This window comes from Pseudomonas gingeri (assembly GCF_013386115.1).
Classification (GTDB): domain Bacteria; phylum Pseudomonadota; class Gammaproteobacteria; order Pseudomonadales; family Pseudomonadaceae; genus Aquipseudomonas; species Aquipseudomonas gingeri.
This window is the reverse complement of sequence record NZ_JACAOR010000007.1, coordinates 1-24,674: the sequence shown is the minus strand read 5'-3', so window position 1 is coordinate 24,674 and position 24,674 is coordinate 1. Positions and strand designations below refer to the sequence as shown.

The 24,674-nt window shown below is 63.7% G+C and carries 25 protein-coding genes; 12 read left to right on the top strand and 13 right to left on the bottom strand.

Translation table 11 applies throughout. The features are described 5' to 3' along the window. Positions 1-38: 38 nt before the first annotated feature. Positions 39-1,538, bottom strand: a complete 1,500-nt coding sequence (gene nhaB / locus HX881_RS12845; RefSeq protein WP_017124944.1) for a sodium/proton antiporter NhaB — start codon at positions 1,536-1,538, stop codon at positions 39-41. A 157-nt stretch (positions 1,539-1,695) separates the two neighbouring features. Here nhaB and HX881_RS12840 point away from each other — a divergent pair, with 157 nt between their 5' ends. Beyond that, positions 1,696-2,508: a crotonase/enoyl-CoA hydratase family protein gene (locus HX881_RS12840; RefSeq protein WP_017124943.1), complete on the top strand. Its 813-nt coding sequence runs from the start codon at positions 1,696-1,698 to the stop codon at positions 2,506-2,508. 30 nt (positions 2,509-2,538) lie between these two features. Further along, entirely contained in the window at positions 2,539-3,369 is an 831-nt protein-coding gene (gene nudC / locus HX881_RS12835; protein ID WP_177084803.1) for an NAD(+) diphosphatase, read from the top strand. On the opposite strand, the gene HX881_RS12830 is transcribed toward nudC, so the two are convergent. Together HX881_RS12830 and HX881_RS12825 are read right to left on the bottom strand one after the other, a co-directional pair. Then, positions 3,337-4,116, bottom strand: a complete 780-nt coding sequence (locus tag HX881_RS12830; protein WP_177084801.1) for a TSUP family transporter — start codon at positions 4,114-4,116, stop codon at positions 3,337-3,339. The two genes, nudC and HX881_RS12830, sit on opposite strands and share 33 nt — an antisense overlap. Positions 4,117-4,223: 107 nt before the next feature. Next, on the bottom strand, positions 4,224-5,465 hold the full coding sequence (locus HX881_RS12825; RefSeq protein WP_017124940.1) for an acyl-CoA dehydrogenase family protein: 1,242 nt from the start codon (positions 5,463-5,465) through the stop codon (positions 4,224-4,226). Between the two features lie 347 nt (positions 5,466-5,812). Between HX881_RS12825 and sfnG the strand changes: the two genes are divergently transcribed. From sfnG to HX881_RS12805, 4 genes are all read left to right on the top strand, one after another. Then, complete coding sequence (gene sfnG, locus HX881_RS12820) at positions 5,813-6,913, top strand: dimethylsulfone monooxygenase SfnG (protein ID WP_177084799.1); 1,101 nt, start codon at positions 5,813-5,815, stop codon at positions 6,911-6,913. Positions 6,914-7,182: 269 nt separating this feature from the next. Beyond that, positions 7,183-8,406, top strand: a complete 1,224-nt coding sequence (locus HX881_RS12815; RefSeq protein WP_177084797.1) for an SfnB family sulfur acquisition oxidoreductase — start codon at positions 7,183-7,185, stop codon at positions 8,404-8,406. A gap of 4 nt (positions 8,407-8,410) precedes the next feature. Beyond that, a complete protein-coding gene (locus HX881_RS12810) occupies positions 8,411-9,076 on the top strand; it encodes a methionine ABC transporter permease (protein WP_017124937.1) in 666 nt (221 codons plus the stop codon). A 77-nt stretch (positions 9,077-9,153) separates the two neighbouring features. Further along, entirely contained in the window at positions 9,154-9,924 is a 771-nt protein-coding gene (locus HX881_RS12805) for a MetQ/NlpA family ABC transporter substrate-binding protein (protein WP_017124936.1), read from the top strand. A 40-nt stretch (positions 9,925-9,964) separates the two neighbouring features. Here the strand turns inward: HX881_RS12805 and soxR are convergent, their stop codons facing one another. After that, positions 9,965-10,438: a redox-sensitive transcriptional activator SoxR gene (gene soxR / locus HX881_RS12800; protein ID WP_280529438.1), complete on the bottom strand. Its 474-nt coding sequence runs from the start codon at positions 10,436-10,438 to the stop codon at positions 9,965-9,967. 93 nt (positions 10,439-10,531) lie between these two features. Here soxR and HX881_RS12795 point away from each other — a divergent pair, with 93 nt between their 5' ends. Beyond that, entirely contained in the window at positions 10,532-10,897 is a 366-nt protein-coding gene (locus HX881_RS12795) for an antibiotic biosynthesis monooxygenase (protein ID WP_042934847.1), read from the top strand. A gap of 6 nt (positions 10,898-10,903) precedes the next feature. On the opposite strand, the gene HX881_RS12790 is transcribed toward HX881_RS12795, so the two are convergent. The 4 genes from HX881_RS12790 to msuE all read right to left on the bottom strand — a co-directional run bounded on the left by HX881_RS12790 (position 10,904) and on the right by msuE (position 15,044). Beyond that, positions 10,904-12,007, bottom strand: a complete 1,104-nt coding sequence (locus HX881_RS12790; RefSeq protein WP_177084795.1) for a sigma-54 interaction domain-containing protein — start codon at positions 12,005-12,007, stop codon at positions 10,904-10,906. 8 nt (positions 12,008-12,015) lie between these two features. Then, entirely contained in the window at positions 12,016-13,203 is a 1,188-nt protein-coding gene (locus HX881_RS12785; protein WP_177084793.1) for an acyl-CoA dehydrogenase family protein, read from the bottom strand. Between the two features lie 122 nt (positions 13,204-13,325). Beyond that, complete coding sequence (gene ssuD / locus HX881_RS12780) at positions 13,326-14,471, bottom strand: FMNH2-dependent alkanesulfonate monooxygenase (RefSeq protein WP_103032510.1); 1,146 nt, start codon at positions 14,469-14,471, stop codon at positions 13,326-13,328. Between the two features lie 9 nt (positions 14,472-14,480). Then, positions 14,481-15,044 (bottom strand): FMN reductase, encoded by a 564-nt coding sequence (gene msuE, locus HX881_RS12775; protein WP_017124929.1) that lies wholly within the window; start codon positions 15,042-15,044, stop codon positions 14,481-14,483. 398 nt (positions 15,045-15,442) lie between these two features. Here msuE and HX881_RS12770 point away from each other — a divergent pair, with 398 nt between their 5' ends. From HX881_RS12770 to HX881_RS12760, 3 genes are all read left to right on the top strand, one after another. After that, a complete protein-coding gene (locus HX881_RS12770; protein ID WP_103032511.1) occupies positions 15,443-15,712 on the top strand; it encodes a hypothetical protein in 270 nt (89 codons plus the stop codon). Positions 15,713-15,952: 240 nt separating this feature from the next. Next, positions 15,953-17,122: a cysteine desulfurase family protein gene (locus HX881_RS12765; protein ID WP_042934842.1), complete on the top strand. Its 1,170-nt coding sequence runs from the start codon at positions 15,953-15,955 to the stop codon at positions 17,120-17,122. Between the two features lie 58 nt (positions 17,123-17,180). Continuing rightward, positions 17,181-18,989: an aminopeptidase P family protein gene (locus HX881_RS12760; RefSeq protein ID WP_177084791.1), complete on the top strand. Its 1,809-nt coding sequence runs from the start codon at positions 17,181-17,183 to the stop codon at positions 18,987-18,989. 115 nt (positions 18,990-19,104) lie between these two features. Here HX881_RS12760 and HX881_RS12755 read toward each other — a convergent pair whose 3' ends face one another. Next, positions 19,105-19,992, bottom strand: coding sequence for a LysR family transcriptional regulator (locus tag HX881_RS12755; protein WP_177084789.1), 888 nt, complete (start codon positions 19,990-19,992; stop codon positions 19,105-19,107). A gap of 113 nt (positions 19,993-20,105) precedes the next feature. On the opposite strand from HX881_RS12755, the gene HX881_RS12750 reads away from it, so the two are divergent. Next, positions 20,106-21,104, top strand: coding sequence for a zinc-dependent alcohol dehydrogenase family protein (locus tag HX881_RS12750; RefSeq protein WP_177084787.1), 999 nt, complete (start codon positions 20,106-20,108; stop codon positions 21,102-21,104). 12 nt (positions 21,105-21,116) lie between these two features. On the opposite strand, the gene HX881_RS12745 is transcribed toward HX881_RS12750, so the two are convergent. After that, positions 21,117-21,707 carry a 2-hydroxychromene-2-carboxylate isomerase gene (locus tag HX881_RS12745; protein ID WP_177084785.1) on the bottom strand — a complete coding sequence of 197 codons (591 nt, stop codon included), beginning with the start codon at positions 21,705-21,707 and terminating at the stop codon, positions 21,117-21,119. A gap of 37 nt (positions 21,708-21,744) precedes the next feature. After that, a complete protein-coding gene (locus HX881_RS12740; protein ID WP_177084783.1) occupies positions 21,745-22,485 on the bottom strand; it encodes an SDR family oxidoreductase in 741 nt (246 codons plus the stop codon). A 90-nt stretch (positions 22,486-22,575) separates the two neighbouring features. On the opposite strand from HX881_RS12740, the gene HX881_RS12735 reads away from it, so the two are divergent. Then, entirely contained in the window at positions 22,576-23,145 is a 570-nt protein-coding gene (locus HX881_RS12735; protein WP_017124922.1) for a TetR/AcrR family transcriptional regulator, read from the top strand. 10 nt (positions 23,146-23,155) lie between these two features. Here HX881_RS12735 and HX881_RS12730 read toward each other — a convergent pair whose 3' ends face one another. Then, a complete protein-coding gene (locus tag HX881_RS12730; RefSeq protein WP_017124921.1) occupies positions 23,156-23,437 on the bottom strand; it encodes a hypothetical protein in 282 nt (93 codons plus the stop codon). Between the two features lie 170 nt (positions 23,438-23,607). Continuing rightward, positions 23,608-24,495, bottom strand: coding sequence for a threonine/homoserine exporter RhtA (rhtA, locus tag HX881_RS12725; RefSeq protein WP_177084780.1), 888 nt, complete (start codon positions 24,493-24,495; stop codon positions 23,608-23,610). Positions 24,496-24,674: the final 179 nt, after the last annotated feature.

Sequence of the window (24,674 nt, the reverse complement as noted above, 5' to 3'; positions counted from 1 at the left end):
CGGGCTTGCCCGCGAACCGCCAGAGGCGGCCATTCACCTCACAGCCAGTGACTCACCGCGTACCAGCCCAATACCCCCATCACCACCGTATACGGCAAGGCCATCCATACCATCCGCCCGTACGACAGGCGAATCAGCGGTGCAATCGCCGACGTCAGCAGGAACAGGAACGCCGCCTGGCCGTTCGGAGTCGCCACGCTCGGCAGGTTGGTGCCGGTGTTGATCGCGATGGCCAGGGTCTCGAAGTGCTCGCGGCTCATCTGGCCGCTGGCGAAAGCCTGTTTCACTTCGGTGATGTAGATCGTCGCGACGAACACGTTGTCGCTGATGGCCGACAACAGGCCGTTGGCGATGAACAGCATGCCCGGCTGCTGGTCGGCGGGCAGGCTCAGCACCCAGTGGATCAGCGGCGCGAACAGTTGTTGATCGTGGATCACCGCCACCACCGCGAAAAACACCACCAGCAAGGCGGTGAACGGCATGGCGTCCTTGAACGCACTGCCCAGCCGGTGTTCGTCGGTGATCCCGGTAAAGGCGGTGATCAGCACGATCACCAGCAGGCCGATCAGGCCCACTTCGGCCACATGCAGGGCCAGTCCGGCGATCAGGATCAGTGCCGCCAGCCCCTGCACGATCAGGGCGGCGCGCTGGCGCGGGGTGCGCTCGGCATCGTCTTCGCGGGCATAGGCAGCCAGGACGGCACGGACATTGTCCGGCAGCAGGGTGCCGTAGCCGAACCAGCGCAGTTTCTCCAGCAGCACGCAGGTCACCAGGCCCGCCGCCAGGACCGGCAGCGAAACCGGCGCGACTTTCAGGAAGAACTCGCTGAAATGCCAACCCATTTCATGGCCGATCAGCAGGTTCTGCGGCTCGCCCACCAGGGTGCAGACACCGCCCAGGGCGGTGCCCACCGCGCCATGCATCAGCAGGCTGCGCAGGAACGCGCGGAACTGTTCGAGGTCGGCGTGGTGCAGGCTCGGCAACTGGTGGTCGCTGCTAAAGTCGCTGTCCTGGCGCGGGTCGTTGCCCGAGGCCACGCGGTGGTAGACCGAATAGAAGCCGACGGCGGCGCTGATGATCACCGCGGTGACGGTCAAGGCATCGAGAAAGGCCGAGAGGAACGCCGAGAGAAAGCAGAACAGCAGCCCCAGCAGCGCCTTGGAATGCACGCGCAGCAACAGGCGGGAAAACAGGAACAGCAGCAGGTCCTTCATGAAGTAGATGCCGGCCACCATGAACATCAGCAGCAGGATCACCGGGAAGTTGTGCAGCAGTTCGTCATACACCGCTTCGGGGCTGGTCATGCGCAGCAGCAGGGCTTCGACCAGCAGCAGGCCGCCGGGCATCAGCGGGTAGCACTTGAGGGCCATGGCCAGGGTGAAGATGAATTCCAGCACCAGCAGCCAACCGGCGGCGACCGGGCCGACGCTCCACAACACCAGGGCATTGAGGATCAGGAAGGCAAGGATGCTGGCCTTGTACCAGCGAGGGGAGTGCCCGAGAAAGTTGTGGGCGAAAGCTGAAGTCAGCGATGACATCGGCGGGTCCTTGTTTGTAAGAGTGCGCGCAAGGTGACGTAAGAATTCATGAAGATCAAGGCGCGGGTCCGGCTTTTGGCATATCCGCTTCCTACAGCCTTGTGCGACCCCTTGCTATAGTTCCAGCCTTCTCATTGCCCTGCCAAGGATGCCCGTCATGTCCGAATACCAAGCCTTTCGTGTCGACCTGGCCGACAATATCGCCCACGTGCAGATCAACCGCCCGGAAAAGATCAATGCCATGAACGCGGCGTTCTGGAGCGAAATCGTCGAGATCTTCCAGTGGATCGATGACACCGATGCCGTGCGGGTGGTGGTCCTGAGCGGCGCGGGCAAGCACTTTTCCTCGGGTATCGACCTGATGCTGCTGGCCGCGGTCGGCAACGAGCTGGGCAAGGATGTCGGCCGCAACGCCCGCCTGCTGCGGCGCAAGATCCTGCAGATGCAGGCGTCCTTCAATGCCGTCGACAACTGCCGCAAGCCGGTGCTGGCGGCGATCCAGGGGTATTGCCTGGGCGGTGCCATCGACCTGATCGCCGCCTGCGACATGCGTTACTGCGCCGAGGACGTGCAGTTCTCGATCAAGGAAGTGGATATCGGCATGGCCGCCGATGTCGGCACTTTGCAACGTTTGCCGCGTATCATCGGCGATGGCATGTTGCGTGAGCTGGCCTATACCGGTCGCCAGTTCGGGGCCGACGAAGCGCAGCGCATCGGCCTGGTCAATCGTGTCTACCCCGATCATGGCGCCTTGTTCGACGGTGTGATGGGGATTGCACGGGAGATTGCCGGCAAATCGCCGATTGCCGTGAGCGGCACCAAGGAAATGCTCGGCTACATGCGTGATCACCGGATCGACGACGGTCTGGAATACGTTGCCACCTGGAACGCCGCCATGTTGCAATCGACGGACCTGCGTGTGGCCATCGCGGCCCACATGAGCAAGCAGAAACCCGAATTTCAGGACTGAGGGGCGTTTCCCAGTCCCTAAGGAACCGCAATGACTCAAGGCTGGACAACCGCAGTACTGGATATCGAACAACCCGGTGACTGGGCCGTGGCCCGAGGTCCCGAGGGTTTCCTGCTGGATGACAACGGCGTGCTGTTTCCCCGCGAATGGCTCAAGCGCCAGGACCTGCCGGTGCTTTGCGAGCATGGCATCGGTCATCGCGACGGCGAGCCGGTGTACCTGCTGGAACTCAAGTCCACCGCCGAGGTGCCGGGCTGCCGCTGGCAGGGCCTGCGCCGGTTCATGCTCGAAGGTGATTTCACCACGTACCGCATGCTCGGTTATGCGGCGCAGATCGGCACCTGGGCCCGCGAGCACCGCTTCTGTGGCAGTTGCGGCCAGCCGGCGCGGCAGGTGCCGGGGGAGCGGGCGATGTACTGCCAGCCCTGCGACCTGCGGGCCTATCCGCGGATCTCGCCGAGCATGATCGTGCTGGTCACCCGTGGCGATGAAGTGCTGCTGGCCCGTTCGCCGCGTTTCGTCCCCGGGGTCTACAGCACCCTGGCCGGTTTCGCCGAGCCTGGTGAGTCGGCGGAGGAGTGCCTGGTCCGCGAAGTGCGCGAGGAAGTGCAGGTCGAGGTCAGCAATATCCAGTATGTCGGCAGCCAGTGCTGGCCCTTCCCGCATTCGATGATGCTGGGTTTCCATGCCGAATACGCCGGAGGCGATATCGTGCCTCAGGCCGACGAGATCGAGGATGCCCAGTGGTTCAACGTGCACAACCTGCCGCCGTTGCCGGCGTCGCGTTCGATCGCCCGCTACCTGATCGACCTGTATGTGGCGCGCCGTCTAGGCCACGCTGAACCAGTGCTGCCAGGCTAGGCGCACGGTCAGGCCGAGGACCACGGTGATGAACACCGGGCGGATGAACTTCGCCCCGCCACTGATGGCGGTGCGGGCGCCGAAGAAGGCGCCGGCCATCACCGACAGACCCATGCTCAGGCCGATGATCCAGTCCACCTGGCCGGAAAAGACGAACACCGACAGCGCCGCGATATTGCTGACGAAGTTCATGCTGCGGGCCACGCCGCTGGCCTTCACCAGGTCGATGGGGTAGAGCAGCATGCTGCTGACGGTCCAGAAGGCGCCGGTGCCGGGCCCGGCCACGCCGTCGTAGAAGCCCAGGCTGAAGCCCTGGGGCAATTGCCACTTCTTTTTGATCGGCGCGTCGCTGTCCAGCGGCGCCTTGGGCGTGCCGCCGAACAGCAGGTACAGGCCGCAGCCGAAGACAATCATCGGGAGCATCTTGTTCAGCCATTCGGCCGGGAGGAAATGCGCGGTCACCGCGCCGATCAGCGCTCCGGCGAGGGTGCCGAAGATCGCCAGCTTCCACTGGCGCGGATGGAACAGCTTGCGCCGGTAGAAGGTGAAGCTGGCGGTGGCCGAGCCGAAGGTCGAACTGAGTTTGTTGGTGCCCAGCACCAGGTGCGGTGGCAGGCCGGCGGTGAGCAGTGCCGGGGTGGTCAACAGGCCGCCACCGCCGGCGATGGCGTCGATGAATCCGGCGATAAAGGCAACGACGGCAAGAATGGCGAGGGTGGTCAGGTCTACGCTGAGATCGAAAGGCATGGGTTCGGCTTAGGTCGGCAGGCGGCGCGGCAAGGTGGCGCGCAAAGGCGCCATCTTACCCATTCGCGAATGTCGCCGCGACCTTATCCAGGGACTCGCGTCATTGCCTATGACTTGGGCTGTGGTCCATTGCCGATCTGCCAGACAAACGGCGGCTCGGTGCCGTTGATCGCCCAGTCGCCGATGATGCGCGCCTTGTAGATCACCGGATTGTGCGACGACACCGTCCGCGCGTTGCGCCAATGACGGTCCAGCGCCTTGCCCTGGCGTACATCGGAGGCACCGAGGGCGTTGAACAGTTCACTGGTGGCCCGCTGGATCAGTTCGGACACCACCACCTGCGCCGTGGCGGACTCGATTTCCGCGTCCACGTTGGCCTGCCGTTCGACTTCGGCATCGCCGCCAAACCGGGCGAGATAGGCCCGCTGGGCCGGATGCGCGGCGCGTACCGCGCTGGCTTCGGCGGCATAGACCAGGGCGGCGACCTCGCCGACCACCTGTTGCACCTGGGCGTCCGCGCTGGCCCGCTGGGCATTGCCATGGCTGTAGATGCGCTGGCGTTCGCGGACCTGCCGCGCGACATCCTCGAGGGCCGACCGGCCGATACCCGCGAGGGTCGCCAGCAGCACCAGTTGGTAGAACGCCGTCTGGTACTTGAAGCGATCGGCGAAGTCGATCACATGCCCGGCTTCCACCCGGGCGTCGACAAACCGTGAAGTGCCGCTGCCGGTGGTGCGCTGGCCGAAACCGTCCCAGTCATCGCTGTGCTCGATTCCCGGCTGGCGGGCGCGCACGGCGGCAATCACATCGCCGCCGGTATCGCTGCGGCGGGCATAGACATCGATCCAGTCGGAGAAGATGCTCCCCGTGCTGTAGAACTTCTCGCCATTGAGGCGCCACTGTTCGCCGTCCGGGGTGACCTGGGTGACGACATCGCCGATGGTCACATTGCCGATTTCGGTCCAGGCGCAGCCGACGATATCGCCGTCGACGAAGCGCTTGAACCACTGGTCGCGCGCGGGGCCTGGGGCGGCGTTCAGGCGGTCCTCGGCAAAGGCGAAGTGACCGCGCAGGGCCTGGGGCACATTGGAATCGGCCTCGGCCAGTTCGATCAGCAACTGGAACAATTGCGGCAGGGATGCACCGCCACCGCCATATTCCAGCGGTACCCGCACGGCACCGAAGCCGGCCTGCTTGAGCCACTGGATCGGCTCGTGGGGCAGGCTGCGCGACAGTTCCCGCTCCACCGCGCCGGCGGCGATGCGGGCAAAGACCGGCCGAAAACGTTCGGCGAGGGTTTCGTAGTCGACGCCAAGGGACAGCGGGTTGATCACCTGGTGTTCGGTCATGGGACAGCTCCTTGAGGGCAGGCGGCGGACACCGCGATGGCCTGGGTTGTTGCAGGGTCCATGCCGGGGCCGCGGAACCCGCTGGCGCGGGCGATTTGCGTGATCGGGCGATGGACAACTGTTGGTCGGCGAACAGTGCTTCAGCAAATCGTCCTGCCTGGCCACAGATCGTCCGACTGGCACCGTCCCCTTGCGGGCGATGCCGACCTCACCGGCCTCATCGCTGGCAAGCCGGCTTCCAGGGGGGATTGCGGCGAGGCTGCGATCAGCGTGGGCAAGGGCGCCTCGGGCGCTGGCACGCTTGCTGCTCCATCCCCTGGACATTCCCTGGTCCGAGGTGCAACACCATGAGTCAGCAAGCCGTGAAATTCGCCTACTGGGTGCCCAATGTCAGTGGCGGGCTGGTGGTCAGCAAGATCGAACAGCGCACCAGCTGGGACATCGACTACAACCGCAAGCTGGCGCAACTGGCGGAAGAGGCCGGTTTCGAGTACGGCCTGACGCAGATCCGCTTCACCGCCGGCTACGGCGCCGAATACCAGCATGAGTCGGTTGCCTTCAGCCACGCTCTGCTGGCGGCCACCGCCCGGCTGAAAGTGATTGCCGCGATCCTGCCCGGTCCCTGGCAACCGGCGCTGGCGGCCAAGCAACTGGCAACCATCGACCAGCTCACGGGCGGGCGCATCGCGGTGAATATCGTCAGCGGCTGGTTCCGCGGCGAGTTCCACGCCATTGGCGAGCACTGGCTGGAGCACGACGAGCGTTATCGCCGCTCCGAGGAGTTCATTCGCGCGCTGAAGGGAATCTGGACCGAGGACGCGTTCACCTTCAAGGGCGACTTCTACCGGTTCAACGACTACAGCCTCAAGCCCAAGCCCCTGAGCCAGCCGCATCCGGAGATCTTCCAGGGGGGCAGTTCCCGCGCGGCGCGGGATATGGCGGCGCGGGTCTCGGACTGGTATTTCACCAATGGCAACAGCCCCGAGGGGATCAAGGCCCAGGTCGACGATATCCGCGCCAAGGCAGCCGCCAACGGCCATTCGGTGAAGGTCGGGGTCAATGCCTTTGTCATCGCCCGCGACACCGAGGAAGAGGCCCGGGCGGTGCTGGCACAAATCATCGACAAGGCCGACCCCGAGGCCGTCGCTGCCTTCGGCGATGCGGCGAAACAGGCGGGCAGATCGTCACCGGAAGGCGAGGGCAACTGGGCCAGGTCGAGCTTCGAGGACCTGGTGCAATACAACGACGGCTTCAAGACCAACCTGATCGGTACGCCACGGCAGATCGCCGAGCGCATCGTGGCCCTCAAGGCTGTCGGCGTGGACCTGGTACTGGCCGGCTTCCTGCATTTCCAGGAAGAGGTGGAGTACTTCGGCAAGCGGGTGCTGCCGCTGGTGCGCGAGTTGGAAGCGAAAAAGGCCGGGCGATCGGAGGAGGTGCTGGCCTGATTGCAATACCTTCCGTAGGAGCCGGCTTGCCGGCGATGAGGCCCGTGAGTCCTGCGTTGAATTCAAGGGCGCCATCGCCGGCAAGCTGCCACGAGGGAAGTGTACGGATATTCAAGTGTTTCCCCAGCAACAGCGAAGCTGCAATCTGCTGGTGAAAGAACGCCGGCAATAGCCGGATAGTCGGTATAACGCTATGAAAATAAACAAATAATAATTCAGGCACAGAAGCTGCAATGGCTCAGCCAACATCATTCGCCCGAGAGCGTTCCATGTCGTCCCTGCCTGAATCTGCCGTTTACCCGATCCATTCCCCCAACGCCCACCTGATCCGCGACGAGGCTGAAGCGGTGGCGGTCGCGCACCGTGTCGCCGCCCATCTGCTGGAACAGGATGCGGAGCGTGATCGCACCCGCCAGGTGCCTGCCGAAGTGGTCGACCTGTATTCCAACAGCGGCCTGTGGGGCATCAGCGTGCCTCGCGAGTTCGGCGGTGCGCAGGTGTCCTATGCGGTGCTGGCCGAAGTGATCGCGATCATTTCGGCGGCCGATCCGTCCCTCGGCCAGATCCCGCAGAATCATTACTGCCTGCTGGAAGACATCCGCCTGCAGGGCACGCCCGAACAGCAGGCGCACTTCTTTGCCCTGGCGCTGCAAGGTCATCGTTTTGCCAATGCGCTGTCGGAGACCGGCGGCAAGAATGTCCAGGACATCCAGGCGACGATTCGCCGGCAGGGCGACGGCTACGTGATCAACGGTCGCAAAGGCTATTGCACCGGTTCCCTGTACGCCCACTGGCTGGCGGTGCTGGCCCTGGATGAAGAGCAGAAGGGCCAGTTGGCCTTTGTCGAGCGGGGTACGCCGGGACTGGTGATTGTCGATGACTGGGACAGCATCGGCCAGCGCACCACGTCCAGCGGCACGGTGCTGGCCCAGGACCTGAAGGTGCCGGCGTTCAACCTGTTTCCCACCTATCGCTCCTACGAAAGTCCGACCCTGGCCGGACCTTTCGCTCAGTTGACCACCGCCGCCATCGACGCCGGTATCGCCCGCGCGGCTCTGCGCGACACGGTTGCGTTTGTCCGCGAGCAGGCGCGTCCGTGGATCGATGCCGGCGTGGAGAAGGCCAGCGAAGATCCGCTGACCATCATCCAGGTCGGTGGCCTGGAGATCCGTCTCGAAGCCGCCGAGGCCTTGCTCGAACGGGCCGGCAAGGCGCTGGATGCCGCGCGTCCGGCGCCCGACGAAGACAGCGTGGCGCGGGCCTCGCTGGCGGTGGCCAAGGCCAAGGTGCTGACCACCGAGATCGCCATCGAGGCGAGCAACAAGCTGTTCGAGCTGGGAGGCACGCGTTCGACCTTGAAGAAGCACAATTTCGACCGTCACTGGCGCAATGCCCGGGTGCATACCTTGCACGACCCGGTGCGCTGGAAGTACCACGTGGTCGGCAACTGGCTGCTCAACGGGATCAAGCCGCCACGTCACGACTGGTCCTGAGTCCATGGGCGACCTGCTGAAAAACATCTACTGGGGCGATATCGCCCAGGCCTGCCTCGACACCCTGAGCATGCTCGCGGCGGCCCTGGGCTTCACGGTCCTGCTGGGGTTGCCGCTGGGCGTGCTGCTGTTTCTCACCGGCAAGCGCCAGTTGCATGAAACCCCGTTGGTGTACCGCTCATTGTCGGTGCTGGTGAATATCCTGCGCTCGCTGCCTTTCATCATTCTGCTGATCGTGCTGATTCCCCTGACCACTTTGCTGGTGGGCACCTCTCTCGGCGTACCGGGGACCATCCCGCCACTGGTGGTGGGCTGCACGCCGTTTTTCGCCCGGCTGGTGGAAACCGCCTTGCGCGAAGTCGACCGCGGCGTGGTGGAGGCGACCCAGGCCATGGGGGCCAGCACCTGGCAGGTGATCCGCCACACCCTGTTGCCGGAAGCCCGTGGCGGCTTGCTGGCAGCGGTAACGGTGACCGCCATCGTGCTGGTGGACTACACCGCCATGGCCGGGGTGATTGGCGGTGGCGGACTGGGTGACCTGGCGATCCGCTATGGCTACCAGCGCTTCCAGACCGATGTGATGGTGGTCACGGTGATCCTGCTGCTGGTGCTGGTGCAGGGCCTGCAAATGACCGGTGACCGCCTGGTGGCCCGCTACAGCCGACGTTGACCCACTGATTTCGACACACAACAACCTGGCCCAACGTCCACCACACGCCGGCCCTTTCTGCCTCTCTGGAGCCTTGCATGAAAAAGACCCTGGCCGTACTGGCCGCCCTGATGTCCCTGGCGGTTCACGCCAATGAAAAACTGATTGTCGGTGCCACCCCGGTGCCCCACGCGGAGATCCTCGAGTTCGTCAAACCGGAGTTGGCCAAGGAAGGCGTCGACCTGGAGATCAAGGTGTTCAACGACTTCATCCAGCCCAACCAGCAACTGGCCCTGAAGAACCTCGACGCCAACTATTACCAGTACCGACCGTTCCTCGATGATTACAACAAGACCCGCCACACCAACCTGGTGCCGGTGGTCGGCGTGCATATCGAGCCGTTCGGCGCCTACTCGACCAAGATCAAGAGTCTGTCCGAACTGAAGGACGGTGCCTCGGTGTCGATTCCCAACGACCCGGTGAACACCGGGCGGGCCCTGGTGTTGCTGCACGAAGCGGGCTTGATCAAGCTCAAGGACCCGAGCAATACCCAGGCCACCCCGCACGATATCGTCGAGAATCCCAAGCACCTGAAGATCCGTGAGCTGGAAGGGGCGATGCTGGCGCGCTCGGTGAGCCAGGTGGACCTGGCGTTCGTGTTTGCCAACTACGCGCTGGAGGCCGGGATCGACACCAATAGCGCGTTGATCGTCGAGAAAGGCAAGGACCTGTACGTCGAGTTCCTGGTGGCGCGGCCGGACAATATCAATGACCCGGGCATTCAGAAATTGGCCAAGGCGTTGAACTCCGACGCCGTGCGCCAGTTTATCCTGACCCGCTACAAGGGGCAGATCGCACCGGGTTTCTGAATCTCGACGATGACCGTTCCCACGTGGAGCGTGGGAACGGTCAGATGCGAGGTGAGTCCGGCTCCAGCAACTGCGGCCCCGCGCCCTGTTCTCCCAGCACATCGCCCTGGTTGCGCAACGGGCAGCTTTCCATGGACAGGCAACCACAGCCGATGCAGCCGTTGAGTTTGTCCCGCAGCCGGGTCAACCGGGCGATCCGTTCGTCCAGCTCGTCCTTCCATTGCTCCGACAGGTTCTTCCAGTCCGCCGCTGTCGGTGCGCGGCCTTCGGGCAGCGCCTGCAGGGCCAGGTGAATCTCCGCCAGGGGAATGCCCAGGCGCTGGGCGACCTTGATCAGTGACACCCGGCGCAATACCTCGCGCGGATAACGGCGCTGGTTGCCGGCATTGCGATTGCTCTTGATCAGGCCCCTGGATTCATAGAAGTGCAGGGCGCTCACCGACACGCCGCTGCGCGCCGCCAGTTGGCCGACCGTGAGCGCCTTGTCGGTGGGCAGGGGTTTTTGCAGTGCCATGGGAGAAAACTCTTGACCTTGACTTAACTTGAGGTTTTACCCTGCGTGACCTCGGATCACAAGATCCCGCATGACTTCCCGGGGAGATTTTTCATGGCGTCGACAGAGAAAAACCGCAGCTTCACCCAACTGATCCAGTTCGAGATCGAGCCTCATCAGCAGGAGGCCCTGGTCAGCGCCCTGGCCCGGCAGACCGAGCGCCTGGCCCAGGACTTCAGTGGCTTCATCAGTGGCAATGTGCAGGCCAGCGACGATGGCCGGCGCGTGCTGAATGTCCTGCAATGGCAATCGCAACAGGCCGGCGAGGCGGCGTTCGCCCGTTTTGAAAGCGGCGAAGAGGATTTCTGGGCGCTGCTTCGTTCCCACCAGGCCAAGGCGGTGAGCTTCGGCTCGTTCCAGATGCTGCGCAGCATCGAGCGCAGCCATGACAATGCCCTGCAGTGCGCCCTGGTGCTCTGATGCCCGCTAGATCGACAGTTGCAGCATCCGGTCACCCTGGACGTTTTCGCCGGGGCGGCGCTTGTTCACCGCCAGTTCGCCGATCTTGATCAGTCGGGTACGGGTCACGTTGCGGCTCAGGCCCAGCAGGTTGGCGGTGTGCACCTGGTTGTAGTGACTGAACCGGTAGGCGGCGCGCAGCAGGGCATCCTCGACCTTTTCGTGGAGGGCCCCGGCCTGTTCCTCGAAGAGTTTCTGGAATGCGCGGTTGAGCAGGGCCTCGGCCGAGTCGTCGGATGACGTGCCATTGTCGTCCTGGCGTTCGATGCGCATGTTCGACAGGCGCAGGTCGTCGCGTTCGATCACGCCGTTGTGGCAGATCAGCAGGGTGTGGTGGATGACGTTTTCCAGTTCGCGGATATTGCCCGGCCAACTGTAACTCTTGAGTTTCTGCTCGGCCGCCGGACTGATGCGGACATCGCCGTAGCCCAGGCGCTGGCAATAGGCATCGATAAAGTGCCGGGTCAGCGGCAGGATATCGCCGGGTCGTTCGCGCAACGGGCTCAACTCGAGGTTGACCACGTCGAGGCGGTAGTACAGATCCTCACGGAAGTGCCCGGCGTTGATCGCCTTTTCCAGCTGGACATTGGTCGCCGCCAGGACCCGCACATTGATCGGAATGCTTTTGCGCGAGCCCAGGCGCACCACTTCACGCTCCTGCAGGACCCGCAGCAGCTTGACCTGGATCGGCATCGGCAGGTCGCCGATCTCGTCGAGGAACAGCGTGCCGCCATCGGCTTCCTCGAACCAGCCGGCCTTGGCGCTGAGGGCTCCGGTAAACGCGCCTTTCTCATGGCCGAACAGTTCGGCTTCCACCAGGGATTCGGAGAAGGCCCCGCAGTTGACCGCGACAAACGGTCGGTTGCGCCGCGCGCTGAGGTTGTGGATATGCCGGGCCACCAGTTCCTTGCCGGTGCCGGTTTCGCCGATGATCAGCACGCTGGCTTCGCTGGGCGCGACTTGTTGCAGGTGAGCGAGCAGGGCCTGGGACTTGGGGTCCTCGAAGACCTGGGCGGTGGCGCGGATCGAGGTTGCCAGGGCCGGCGAGGGCGGTAACGTTAGCAGCTGCATAGGCTTCTCTAGGAATAGAAGGTGGGAATCGGCAGCGTCTGGTTCAGGGCCCAGTCGCCTAGTTCTTGGAGCTTGTAGTCCAGCGGGTCATGCAGGGTCTGGGTGCGCAGGTTGCGCCAGTGGCGGTCCAGGCGCAGCGACGCATGGGTCGAGCGCGCGCCGGTGACTTCGAACAGCTTGCTGCACAGTTCCAGGCCGTTGCGGCTGGCGGCGACCTTGGCGGTGGCGATGGCGGTTGCCAGGTGTCCGCGTTCCTCGGCGCTGAGGTTCTGGCCCTTGGCCCAGGCCCGGTCAAGTCCTTCGGCGGCGCGCTCGACCAGCAGGCGCACGCCTTCCAGGGCGACCCAGAAGTCCCCGTAGTGACTGAGGATGTACGGGTCCCGGCGGATGTCCTCGGTGCCGGACTTGAACCACGGGCGGGTCTCGGCAAGGGTGTATTGCCGGGCTTCCTCGAAGGCGCCTTCGGCGATGCCGAGGAACATGTGGGTGAAGGTCAGTTGCGCGATCAGCGGGCGCAGGCAGGCGAAGGGCGTGCTCAGCGGACCGGGATCGAGCAGCAGTTCCGACTCTTCGACCCGCACCCGTTCGAAGCTGGCGCTGCCGCTGTCGGTCTGGCGCTGGCCCATGTTGTGCCAGTCATTGTGCAGGGTGATGCCGGAGCGGCCGCTGGGAATCGCGGCGATCAGCAACTTGCCGCCGGCGCTTTCATCGACCGCCGAGGCGATCAGCATCTCCGAGTCGCTGGCGCCGGAGCAGAAGCTTTTCTTGCCGGAAAATTCGCGCCAGCCGCCGAGCTTGCGCACCACGGTACGGGTGTCCAGCGGATTGAGGGCGTTGCCCCAGAACCAGTTCTTGCGGGCGGTCTGTTCGAACCACGGTTGCCATTGTTCCGGGCGCGAGAACAGGCGCACGGTGGCGAGCATCAGGTGATGGAAGCCGAAGACATGGGCGATGGAGCTGTCGACCTTGGCGAATTCGCGGACCACGTTCAGGGTCTCGCTCCAGCTGGCGCCGAGGCCACCGTACTGGGTGGGAATACTCAGGGCCAGCAGGCCGCTGTGGCGCAGGGCGTCACGCTGGGCTTTCGGCGTGCCGCCACGCTCGTCGCGCTCGACGGCGGTTTCGGCAAACTCGGCGGCCAGCAGGCGGGCGGTTTGCAAGGGGTTGAGCAGGGCGTTATGGGGTTGGGCCGTCACGCGGTGTCCCTCGAATAGATGACGTTGATCGTTCCCACGCTCCGCGTGGGAATGCATCCCATGACGCTCCGCGTCACCGCCAGAGCGGACGCGGAGCGTGGGAGCGATCGGCTGTGTGTTTCTCAGGCCCCGGTCTTGGCCGGCAGCACGTCGTTGGCGATCATTTCGCCGAACGGCCCGGTCAGGTTGGTGATGCCGCGACCGGCCAGGCTGGCGTAAGGCTCGGGCAACAGCGGGAAGACCAGTTCGGCGAAGCGATAGGCTTCCTCCAGGTGCGGGTAGCCGGAGAAGATGAAGCTTTCGATCCCCAGGTCCGCGTATTCCTTGATGCGCTCGGCCACCTGCTGCGGATTGCCGACCAGTGCCGTACCGGCGCCACCGCGGACCAGGCCGACACCAGCCCAGAGGTTCGGCGCGATTTCCAGGTTGTCGCGGCGTCCGTCATGCAGGGCGGCCATGCGCCGCTGTCCTTCGGAGTCGAAGCGCGAGAAGGATTTCTGCGCGGCGGCAATGGTCTCGTCGCTGATGTGTTCGATCAGTTTGTCGGCGGCTTTCCAGGCGTCTTCCGCGGTTTCCCGGACGATCACGTGCAGGCGGATGCCGAAACGCACGGTACGGCCCTTGCGCGCGGCGCGCTCACGCACGTCCGCCAGTTTCGCGGCCACGGCGGCCGGTGGTTCGCCCCAGGTCAGGTAGACGTCGACCTGGTCGGCGGCGAGGTCATGGGCGGCATCCGACGAACCACCGAAATACAGCGGCGGATAAGGCTTCTGCACCGGTGGATAGAGGGCCTTGGCGTTCTGCACGCGCAGGTGCTTGCCTTCGAAGTCGACGGCTTCGCCCTGCAACACCCGGCGCCAGATCCTGAGGAATTCGTCGGTGACTTCGTAGCGTTCGCTGTGGTCGAGGAAGCTGCCGTCGCCACGGTTTTCGTCGGGGTCGCCGCCGGTCACCACGTTGATCAGCAGGCGCCCGTTGGACAGCCGGTCGAGGGTGGCGGCCATGCGTGCCGAGACGGTCGGCGAGATGATCCCGGGACGGATCGCCACCAGGTAGCGCAGGCGTTCGGTCAAGGGGACCAGGGCCGAGGCGATGACCCAGGAGTCTTCGCAGGAGCGGCCGGTGGGAATCAGTACACCGTGGTAGCCGAGGCTGTCGGCGGCCTGGGCCACCTGTTTCAGATAGTTGAGCGTGACCGGGCGGGCACCCTGGGTGGTGCCCAGGTAGTGACCGTCACCGTGGGTCGGGAGAAACCAGAAGACATCCATGACAAGTCCTTAGGCGATTTTCAGCAGATGCTTGGGATGAACGCCGAACAAGGGCGCGGCGCGTTCTGCGGCAAGGCGGATGCGGGCCTTCAGGGGCTCGCTGGTTATTTGATAATTGGTGAAATCCGTTTCGCTGGCGTAGACGCCGATGGGCAGGGTCAGCGCCTGGAAGAAGCTGAACAGCGGACGCAACTGGTGGTCGAGGATCAGCGCGTGACGCTCGCTGCCACCGGTGGCGGCCAGCAGGACCGGGGTGTCGATCAGGGCATTGAGGTCCACCAGGTCGAACAGATGCTTGAGCAGGCCCGGGTAGGAGCCGCGATACACCGGCGAGCCGACGATCAGCAGGTCGGCGTTCTCGATGGCCTGCAGCTCGGCCTCGACCTCGGCGCTCAATTCGGCCCGGGACAGCGCGGCGCCCAAGGGGCGGGCGATATCGCCCAGTTCAATCACCCGGCTTTCGATGGGCAACTGCTGCGCCAGTTCGGCCAGCAGTGCCTGGGTCAGTACCAGGGTGCGAGAGGGGCGGTAGGTTCCGCCGGAAAGGGCAACGACTTTCAGTGCACGAGACATGATCAGTTCCTTTTCAAACAGTTGCTCAGCGAGCAGGGTCGGTGACAGGGCTTGAGCAAGAGCTGTACCAATCGTCCGGGCCCCGTATCTGCGGGCCCACGGCATGCTGGACAAGGGGCCGTGTGCTGGCTGACGAGCTGTTTTGTTGATCGACTGTTGGCTGGCGAACAGTTGCCCGGGCAACAGCGGACAAGGTGTGCAGGCAGTTGTAAGGGTTTTCTGATATTCCGTAAACGAACGTATTTCCATATTTATAGTTCTTTAAGGAATATGAGGCGTCGGTGCCGGGTACGGTAGAAGCAATCGATAGCGACTATCGAGAAGGGTGATTTCTGCTCCGCAGGAGCGGCGGGTAGCCTGTATCCATTGCCTCGCACCAGGTTTTCGGGAGTCTCGCCATGAAACATTCACCTGCGGTTCTACTGCTTCTGCTGCTTTCGGTCCTGGCCGGTTGTGCCAGCCATCCCTCTCCCGAGCTGCGTCCCTACAGCGCTGAAGAGAGCAAGGAACTGGCACTGGAGGCGCTGAATCGCCGCGGCTTGTCCTTCGATGAGTACCAGCAGAAGAAAGCCGAATTGCTCGGGCAGCCGCGCAAGGTCTACGGCTTCGATGACCAGGGTGAAATCAGCGCCGACCGTGGCAGTAACAGACGCAGCCATCAGAGCTGAAAGCCCCGGCACATCGTGTTCCCCCTCCCGCCGCTGGAGCAGGTCGTCTGTTCCGGCACGATTGACGCTCGCAACACCCTCCCGGGGCCTGTAAGCTGGATTTCAGGAGCGTTCCTACGCACTTTTACTGAAAGCCATCTTTCTTTAATTCTCTCCCATCGGGTATAGCTGTCCGTTCAGCCCTCGGTTGGCTACCCGCGAGAGTTCGTTCCGCGGGACACGCTTTATGAGTCTTTTGCCATGAATCAACTTCCTTTGTATTTCGACTACGCCGCCACCACGCCGGTGGATGAGCGGGTCATTCAGGTGATGGTCGAGTGTCTGGGATTTTCCGGCAACTTCGGCAATCCCGCGTCCAGCTCCCATGCCTTCGGCCAGCGGGCCCGGCAGACGGTCGAGCAGGCCCGGCAGCAAGTGGCGACCCTGGTGGGCGCGAGCCCCGAGCAGATCGTCTGGACTTCCGGTGCCACCGAATCGAACAACCTGGCCCTCAAGGGCGTGGCCCAGGCCCGTGGTGTCAGCGGCGGCCATGTGATCACCAGCCAGATCGAACACAAGGCGGTCCTCGACACGGCCCGGCAACTTCAGGAAGCCGGGGTCGCGGTCACCTACCTGGTACCGGATGCCGACGGCCTGATCACCGCGCAGCGGGTCAGCGAGGCCCTGCGCGAGGACACCTTCCTGGTGTCGTTGATGCTGGTGAACAACGAGCTGGGTACGCTCAACGATATCCAGGCCATTGGCCAGCGTGTTCGCGAACACGGTGCGCTGTTCCATGTGGACGCCGCCCAGGGAGCCGGCAAGGTCGCCATCGACCTGGCGCAATTGCCGGTGGACCTGATGTCGTTCTCGGCCCACAAGTTGTACGGGCCCAAGGGCATCGGTGCCCTGTATGTCGGACCGCGTGCCCGGGAACACCTGCACGCGCAGATCCACGGCGGCGGTCATGAAGGCGGCCTGCGCTCCGGGACCCTGGCGACCCATCAGATTGCCGGCATGGGCAGTGCCTTTGCCTTGGCGACCGAATCCTTCGACGAAGAGGCGACGGTGATCCGGGCACTGCGTCAGCGTCTGCTGGAACAACTGGCGGATATCCCGGGGCTGCGCCTGAACGGCAGTCCGAGCGAACGCATCCCGCACACCTTGAGCCTGACTTTCGCCGAGGGCGAGTTCAATGGTGCGCTGCTCAGCCAGTCGCTGGCCTACTCGGCGACCTCGGCGTGCAATTCGGCGAGCAATGCACCGTCCCATGTGCTGCTGGCGCTGGGACATGACGGCCGTTCCGCCGGTCGTACCATCCGCCTGAGCCTGGGCCGCTTCACCCGCGAGCAGGATATCGACCGCGCCGCGGCGGCGATCAAGGCCAGTGTCAGTGCGCCGGCACCGTTCTGGGCGGTTGCCCCGTCGTGATGGCTGATCCATCATCGACACCGCAAAACAATTAAATACGTGATTAGCAGGAGACATGATGAGCACGCAGACCTTGAGTCAGGGAACCGTACCCCAGCGCCTGGCGCGTACCCGCGAGCTGATGAGCCGCGAGGGCGTCCACGCCTTGCTGGTGCCGTCAGCCGACCCGCACCTGTCGGAATACCTGCCCGCCTACTGGCAGGGGCGGCAGTGGCTCTCGGGGTTCCAGGGTTCGGTCGGCACCCTGATCGTCACGGCGGAGTTTGCCGGCGTCTGGGCTGACAGCCGCTATTGGGAGCAGGCGACCAAGGAACTGAGTGGCAGCGGCATCGAACTGGTCAAGCTGCAACCGGGACAACCCGGGCCGCTGGACTGGCTGGCCGAGCAAACCCCGGAAGGCGGTGTGGTGGCGGTCGATGGCGCGGTGATGGCGCTGGCCTCGGCGCGCACCCTGGGGGACAAGCTGCAAGCCCGTGGCGCGCGCCTGCGTACCGATATCGATCTGTTGCAGCAGGTCTGGGAAGACCGTCCGGTATTGCCGAACCAGCCGATCTACCAGCACCTGCCGCCCCAGGCGACCGTCAGTCGTGGCGAGAAGCTGGTCCAGTTGCGCGAAGAATTGAACAATCGCGGCGCCGACTGGCATTTCATCGCGACCCTGGACGATATCGCCTGGCTGTTCAACCTGCGTGGCGCGGATGTGTCGTTCAACCCGGTGTTCGTTTCCTTTGCCCTGGTCAGCCAGGACCAGGCCACCCTGTTTGTCGCCCTCGACAAGGTCAGCGCCGAACTGGTGCAGATCCTCAGGCAGGATGGCGTGACCCTGCGTGACTACAGCGAGATCGCCGCGGCCCTGGCCAGCGTGCCGGCCGGTTCGAGCCTGCTGGTGGATCCCGCCCGTGTCACCCGCGGCCTGCTGGATAACCTGGGGGCCGACGTCAAGCTGGTGGAAGGCCTCAATCCGACCACCCTGGCCAAGTCGCGCAAGAGCCTGGACGATGCGGCACATATCCGCCAGGCCATGGAGCAGGACGGCGCAGCCCTCTGCGAGTTCTTCGCCTGGCTGGAAACGGCGCTGGGACGCGAGCGGGTCACCGAGCTGACCATCGACGAGAAACTCACGGCTGCCCGGGCCCGGCGTCCTGGCTACGTGTCCCTGAGCTTCAACACCATTGCCGCGTTCAATGCCAATGGCGCCATGCCGCATTACCACGCCACTGAAGAAGAGCACGCGGTGATCGAAGGCGACGGCCTGTTGTTGATCGACTCTGGCGGCCAGTACCTGGGCGGCACCACCGATATTACGCGGATGGTTCCGGTGGGCACGCCGACCGCCGAGCAGAAACGTGACTGCACGCGGGTGCTCAAGGGCGTGATTGCCCTGTCCCGGGCGCAATTCCCCCGCGGTATCCTGTCGCCGCTGCTCGACGCCATCGCCCGTGCGCCGATCTGGGCGGAAAGCGTGGACTACGGCCATGGCACCGGTCACGGCGTGGGTTACTTCCTCAATGTCCACGAAGGTCCGCAAGTGATCGCCTACCAGGCGGTCGCGGCTCCGCAGACGGCGATGCAGCCAGGCATGATCACCTCGATCGAGCCGGGCACCTACCGTCCGGGCCGTTGGGGCGTGCGGATCGAGAACCTGGCGATGAACCGCGAAGCCGGCAAGAGCGAGTTCGGCGAATTCCTGCGCTTCGAAACCCTGACCCTGTGCCCCATCGACACACGCTGCCTGGAGCCGTCGTTGCTGACCGGGGAAGAGCGCGAGTGGTTCAACGGTTACCATGCCGAGGTGCGTGAGCGCTTGAGCCCGCTGTTGAGCGGGGCTGCGCTGGACTGGCTGAACACCCGTACCGCCGCGATCTGACTGCCAGCGCGATCTTGTAGGCGCTGGCTTGCCAGCGATGGCGGTCGCACAGTCGATGCATGACTGGTTGGCCTCATCGCCGGCAAGCCGGCTCCCACAAGGGAGTGCGGTGTTTTCAGGTTTTCCCCAGGACCTCGCTCATATAGTCGACAAACGCCTTCACCCTGGCGGATTGCCGGCGATTGGCCGGAAACACCGCATGGATCGGTAGCGATTGCGCCTGGTAGTCGCGCAGGATCGTCGTGACCCGCCCGGCTTTCAGGTCTTCGGCAAACAGCCACACCGGCGACAGCGCAATGCCGAGCCCGCCCAGGACCATTTCCCGAATCGCTTCCGAGTTGTTGCTCTGGGCATTGCCCTTGATGCGCACGCTGTGGCGCTGCCCGTCTTTTTCGTAGTGCCAGAGGTTCTGGCTGTTCAGCAGGTTGAACAGCAGGCAGTTGTGCCCGGTGAGGTCTTGCGGCGTGTGCGGTTCGCCCCGGCGTGCCAGGTATCCGGCGCTGGCGACGGTGATCCGCCGGGTATCGCCGAGGCGGCGGGCGATCAGGCCGCTGTCGTTCAGTTCGCCGATGCGCAGGCTGACATCCAGGCCCTCGTTGACCAGGTCTTGGTTCTGGTCGCTGAGCTGCAGATCGATTTCCAGCTGCGGATAGCGCGCCAGGAAATCGGGCAGCCGGCTGGCGATCTGCAAACGGCCGAAACTCACCGAGGAACCGATGCGCAGGTTGCCCGCCACCTGTTCCCGGCCTGACTGGAAGCTGTGTTCGGCGCTGTCCACCGCCGCGAGGATCTGCCGGCACTGTGTGTAGTAGCGCTGGCCTTCGTCGGTCAGCGACAACTGGCGGGTGCTGCGGGCGATCAGCTTGCCACCCAGTTCGGCCTCCAGGGCCTTGAGGATCTTGCTGATGGTCGGCTGGCTGGTTTGCAGTTCCCGGGCGACAGCGGAAAAGCTGCCGCGCTCAACCACCCGGACAAAGATGGCCATGGCATTGAGTTTATCCATGATGGCTTCCAATTCATGCCAAATGGGCATGGTCACTATAACAATACTGCGTCTTATCGGCATGAGTGAGGTGGCGCAAGATCGACTCACTTTCACTGATCGGGGTTGCCGACATGTCTCACTCGCTTGAAATGAATGCCTTGCTGGTCGATGCCGCCCATGCCCCGCTGCGTCTGGTTGCCCTCGACCGTCCCGTACCGGGGGCGGGTCAGGTATTGGTCCGTATCAAGGCCGCGGGGATCAATCCGCTGGACGCGAAGATCCGTGCCGGGCAGGCCGATCATGCCCGTCAGCCGCTGCCAGCGGTGTTGGGCATGGATCTGGCCGGGGTTATCGAAGCGTTGGGCGAGGGGGTCAGTGGCTGGTCGGTGGGTGACGAAGTCTATGGGCTGGCGACCGGCATCGGCGGGACCCAGGGTTCGCTGGCCGAGTTCGCGGCGGTCGATGTCCGCCTGCTGGCCCGCAAGCCGGGCAACTTGAGCATGCGCGAGGCGGCGGCGTTGCCGCTGGTGCTGATCACCGCCTGGGAAGGTCTGGTCGATCGGGCCAGGGTGGGCGCCGGTCACGCGGTATTGATCCATGGCGGGGCGGGTGGTGTCGGACATGTCGCGGTGCAGATCGCCAAGGCGTTTGGCGCCCGGGTCTTCGCCACCGGTTCGGCCAGGCATCAGGCGGTGATCGAGGGATTTGGCGCGACCTTTATCGATTACCGGCACCATGCCGTGGAGGACTATGTGCAGCAGCACACTGTTGGCGAGGGGTTCGATATCGTCTATGACACGGTCGGTGGCGAAACCCTGGACGAGTCGTTCAAGGCGGCGCGGACCTATCACGGACATGTCCTGAGTTGCCTGGGCTGGGGACAACACAGCCTGGCGCCGTTGTCGTTCCGGGGTGCCACCTACTCCGGGGTATTTACCCTGCTGCCGTTGCTGACCGGCCAGGGGCGCGATCATCACGGGCATATCCTGGCCGAGGCTGCGCGGCTGATCGAGGCCGGCCAACTGAAGCCCCTGCTCGATCCCCGGCGGTTTACCCTGCAAACCGCCGAGGAGGCCTATACCGTGCTGGGCAATGGCACGGCACAAGGTCGCCTGGTGGTCGAGATCTAGGCGGTGCGGATTTCAGAGCAATGCTTCGCGCACGAAGTCGAGGCGGTCCTGGCCGAAGAACAGCCGGTCGCCGACGAACAGACTGGGGGCGCCGAAGACACCGCGTCGCAGGGCTTCTTCGGTCTTGGTCTTGAGGGCGGCCTTGACCTCCTCGTCGGCGCTCAGGGCGAGTATCCGCTGTGGGTCGAACGCGTTCTCCACCAGTAGCTGGGCGACGATGGCCGGATCGTTGAGGTTGCGTCCCTCGACCCAGAGGGCGCGATAGAGGATGTCGACGAAATCGACGAAACGTTCCGGCTGGCGCAGTTGCACACCTGTGGTCGCGCGCATCAGCAGCAGGGTGTTGATCGGAAAGTGCGGGTTGAAGCGAAAGGGTACGTCATAGCGACGGGCGTAACGGGTCAGGTCCTCGATCATGTAGCGCCCCTTGGCCGGTATTTCGGCGGGGGACGCGTTGCCCGTGGCCTTGAACACGCCACCCAGCAGCATCGGCTGGTAGATCAGTTCGGCGCCGGCCTGTGCACACAGGTGCGGCAACTGGGTATAGGCCAGGTAAGAGGCCGGGCTGCCCAGGTCGAAATAGAACTCGACGGTTTTTTTCATGGATGAAGCATCCTTGTTGTTGTCGTGTGGCTCGAGCTTACCAGCGTTCATTCCAGGGCCGCAGGTCGAGTTCGAAGGTCCAGGCGTCGCGAGGCTGGCTGTGCAGGTACCAGTAGTTCTCGGCGATATGGGCCGGATCGAGGATGCCGTCCTGATCCTTGAGGGCATATTTCTCCGGGAAGCTGGTGCGGATAAAGTCGGTGTCGATGGCACCATCGACCACCACATGGGCGACATGGATATTCAGCGGTCCCAGTTCGCGGGCCATGCTCTGGGCCAGGGCCCGGATGCCGTGCTTGGCGCCGGCAAACGCGGCGAACCCGGCGGCGCCCCGCAGGCCGGCGGTGGCCCCGGTGAACAGAATGGTGCCGCGTTGCCGGGTGACCATGCGCTTGGCGACTTCCCGGGCATTGAGGAACCCGGAGAAGCAGACCATCTCCCAGATCTTGAAGTACTTGCGGGCGGTCTCTTCCAGGATGCTGCAGGGCACGTTGGCACCGATATTGAAAACGAAGGCTTCGATCGGGCCGATCTGGCTTTCGATCTGCTCGATCAGCGCAATCACATCGTCTTCCTTGCGCGCATCGCAGGCAAAGCCATGGGCTTCACCACCAGACTGCTGGATGGCATCGACCAGTGGCTGCAGCTTGTCGGCACTACGCCGGGTGACGCAGGCAATAAAACCTTGCGCGGCGAAACGTTTGGCGATGGCACCGCCAGTGGCATCGCCGGCACCGACGACCAATACGACTTTCTTGTTGTTGAGAAGGGTAGTCATGAGGGATCGCTCTTTAGTAAACGGTCGTTAACTAAACGAACGTTATGCTACGATCCGAAAGGCGTCAAGGCACTGAACAGGAACAGCACCATGCGTTATTCGCTCGACCACAAGCAGCAAACCCGCGAGCGTCTGCTCGACAGCAGCGCGTCGTCCGCCAAGAAGTCGGGATTTGCAACCATCGGGGTGGACGCTCTGATGAAAGCCATCGGCCTCAGTGGCGGGGCGTTCTATGGCCATTTCTCGTCCAAGGACGAACTATTCAGTTCAATTGTCGAGCGCGAACTGAGCCTGAGCCTGGCCCGACTGGGAGGGGAGGGAGAGCCTGATCCGGCACGCCTCAAGCGTTGCCTGAAGCTCTATCTGAGCATGGCCCATGTGGAGCAGGCGGAAACCGGTTGTGCCTTGCCGGCGCTGGGGGCGGAAATAGCGCGGGGGGATCTGGCGGTGCGTCAGCAGGCCGAGGACTGGATGTGTCGGCTGCAGCAGCGTTGGGCACAGGTGCTGGGCAGTGAAAGCCAGGCCTGGTCGATCCTGTCCCAGTGTGTGGGGGCGTTGGTGGTGGCGCGGATGCTGCTGACGCCGGATATTCAGCGCCAGGTGTTGAAGTCCAGTCATGACGAAATCAGTCGTCAGATCGCAGGGCCGTTCGGGGAGTGACCGGCGGTGCCTAGCGCTTGCACATGATGATCATGCTGCGACTGGTGTAGCCCGCGGGGTTCAGGCCGAAAGGGTAGTCGCCGGGGTCTTCGACGGCATCACCGGACTTGGCGATGATCTTGTAGCCGTTTTCGCCACAGGATTCGGCGGCCTTGGTGTAGCACTTTTCCCAGGAAGACGTCAGTCCCGAGCAGTTGATGTGTACGCCTCGCTTGCCATATTTTATTGGCTTGGAAGTGGCGCTGCAGCCAGCGACGGCGAGTACTGCCAAGACGATCAAAAAGCGCTTCATTCCTGTCCTTAATCTCCAGCCCCCGGATCAACTCGTCCGGGTTTGGCTTTTTTCGTGCCCGCTTGCGTCTTCCATGAGTGCCCCGTCCAAAATTATTAAGGCTGGCATTGAGTTAGCTGTAAACATGTCTTATTTGCCGGAGAAATACCAGAGCAACGTCACAGGTTGTATCAATCAGCTGCCATGGCGGGCTTGGGTTCGCTGCGCATGGTCAGGGTGGCACCGACGGAAGCGCAGATAATGCAGGCGATCGCCAGCCATTGCGCCAGGGACAGGTATTCGCTGAGGAACACCAGTCCCGAGAGGGCGCCGAAGGCCGGCTCGATGCTCATCAGGGTGCCGAAGGTGCGTGCGGGGATCCGCGTCATTGCGACCATCTCGAGGCTGTAGGGCAGGGCGGTGGAGAGGACGGCGACGCCGAGGGCGACCGGGATCAGCGCCGGTGTCAGCAATGCCGCGCCGGCGTGGGCGATACCGAACGGGGCAACGAAGAGGGCGGCGATCATCACGCCCAGGGCTGCGGTCTGGATGCCGTTGTCCGCACCGGCCTTCTGGCCGAACAGGATGTACAGCGCCCAGCAGACACCCGCGCCCAGCGCATAGAGTGTGCCCACCAGGTCAATGCTGGCGCTGGTGCTTCCCGTGGGAATCAATAGCAGCAGGCCGCCGATCGCCAGACCGATCCATAGATAGTCGATGGCCCGGCGCGAGGCGAGGATCGCGACGGCCAGTGGCCCGGTGAACTCCAGGGCGACCGCGATGCCCAGGGGGACGCTGCGCAGGGACATATAGAAGAGCAGGTTCATGCCGCCCAGGGCGATGCCATAGATGATGACGGTGCGCAGGGATCTGGCGGTGAACGTCGCCCGCCATGGGCGCAGTATCAGCAGCATGATGATGCCGGCGAAGATCAGGCGCAGGGTGGTGGTGCCCTGGGCGCCGACAACGGGGAACATGCTCTTGGCCAGGGAGGCTCCGGACTGAATGGAAGCCATTGCGATAAGCAGCAGGCCGACGGGAAAGAGTGTCGCGGCCAGGCTGCGGGACTGCTGGGTCATGGGGTGGTGTCATCCGGAGCGGGTAATAGAAGTGGGATAGCCGGTCTATGATGCTTAACAATGGTCAGTTGAGCAATATATTGCTCAAGCTGGGTGGTTTCTCTTCTATTGAGGGTCTTTCGATAGAAAGCTTGAATCAATGCTTGACGGCAGATTTCATGGGCCTATAATTCGCCCCA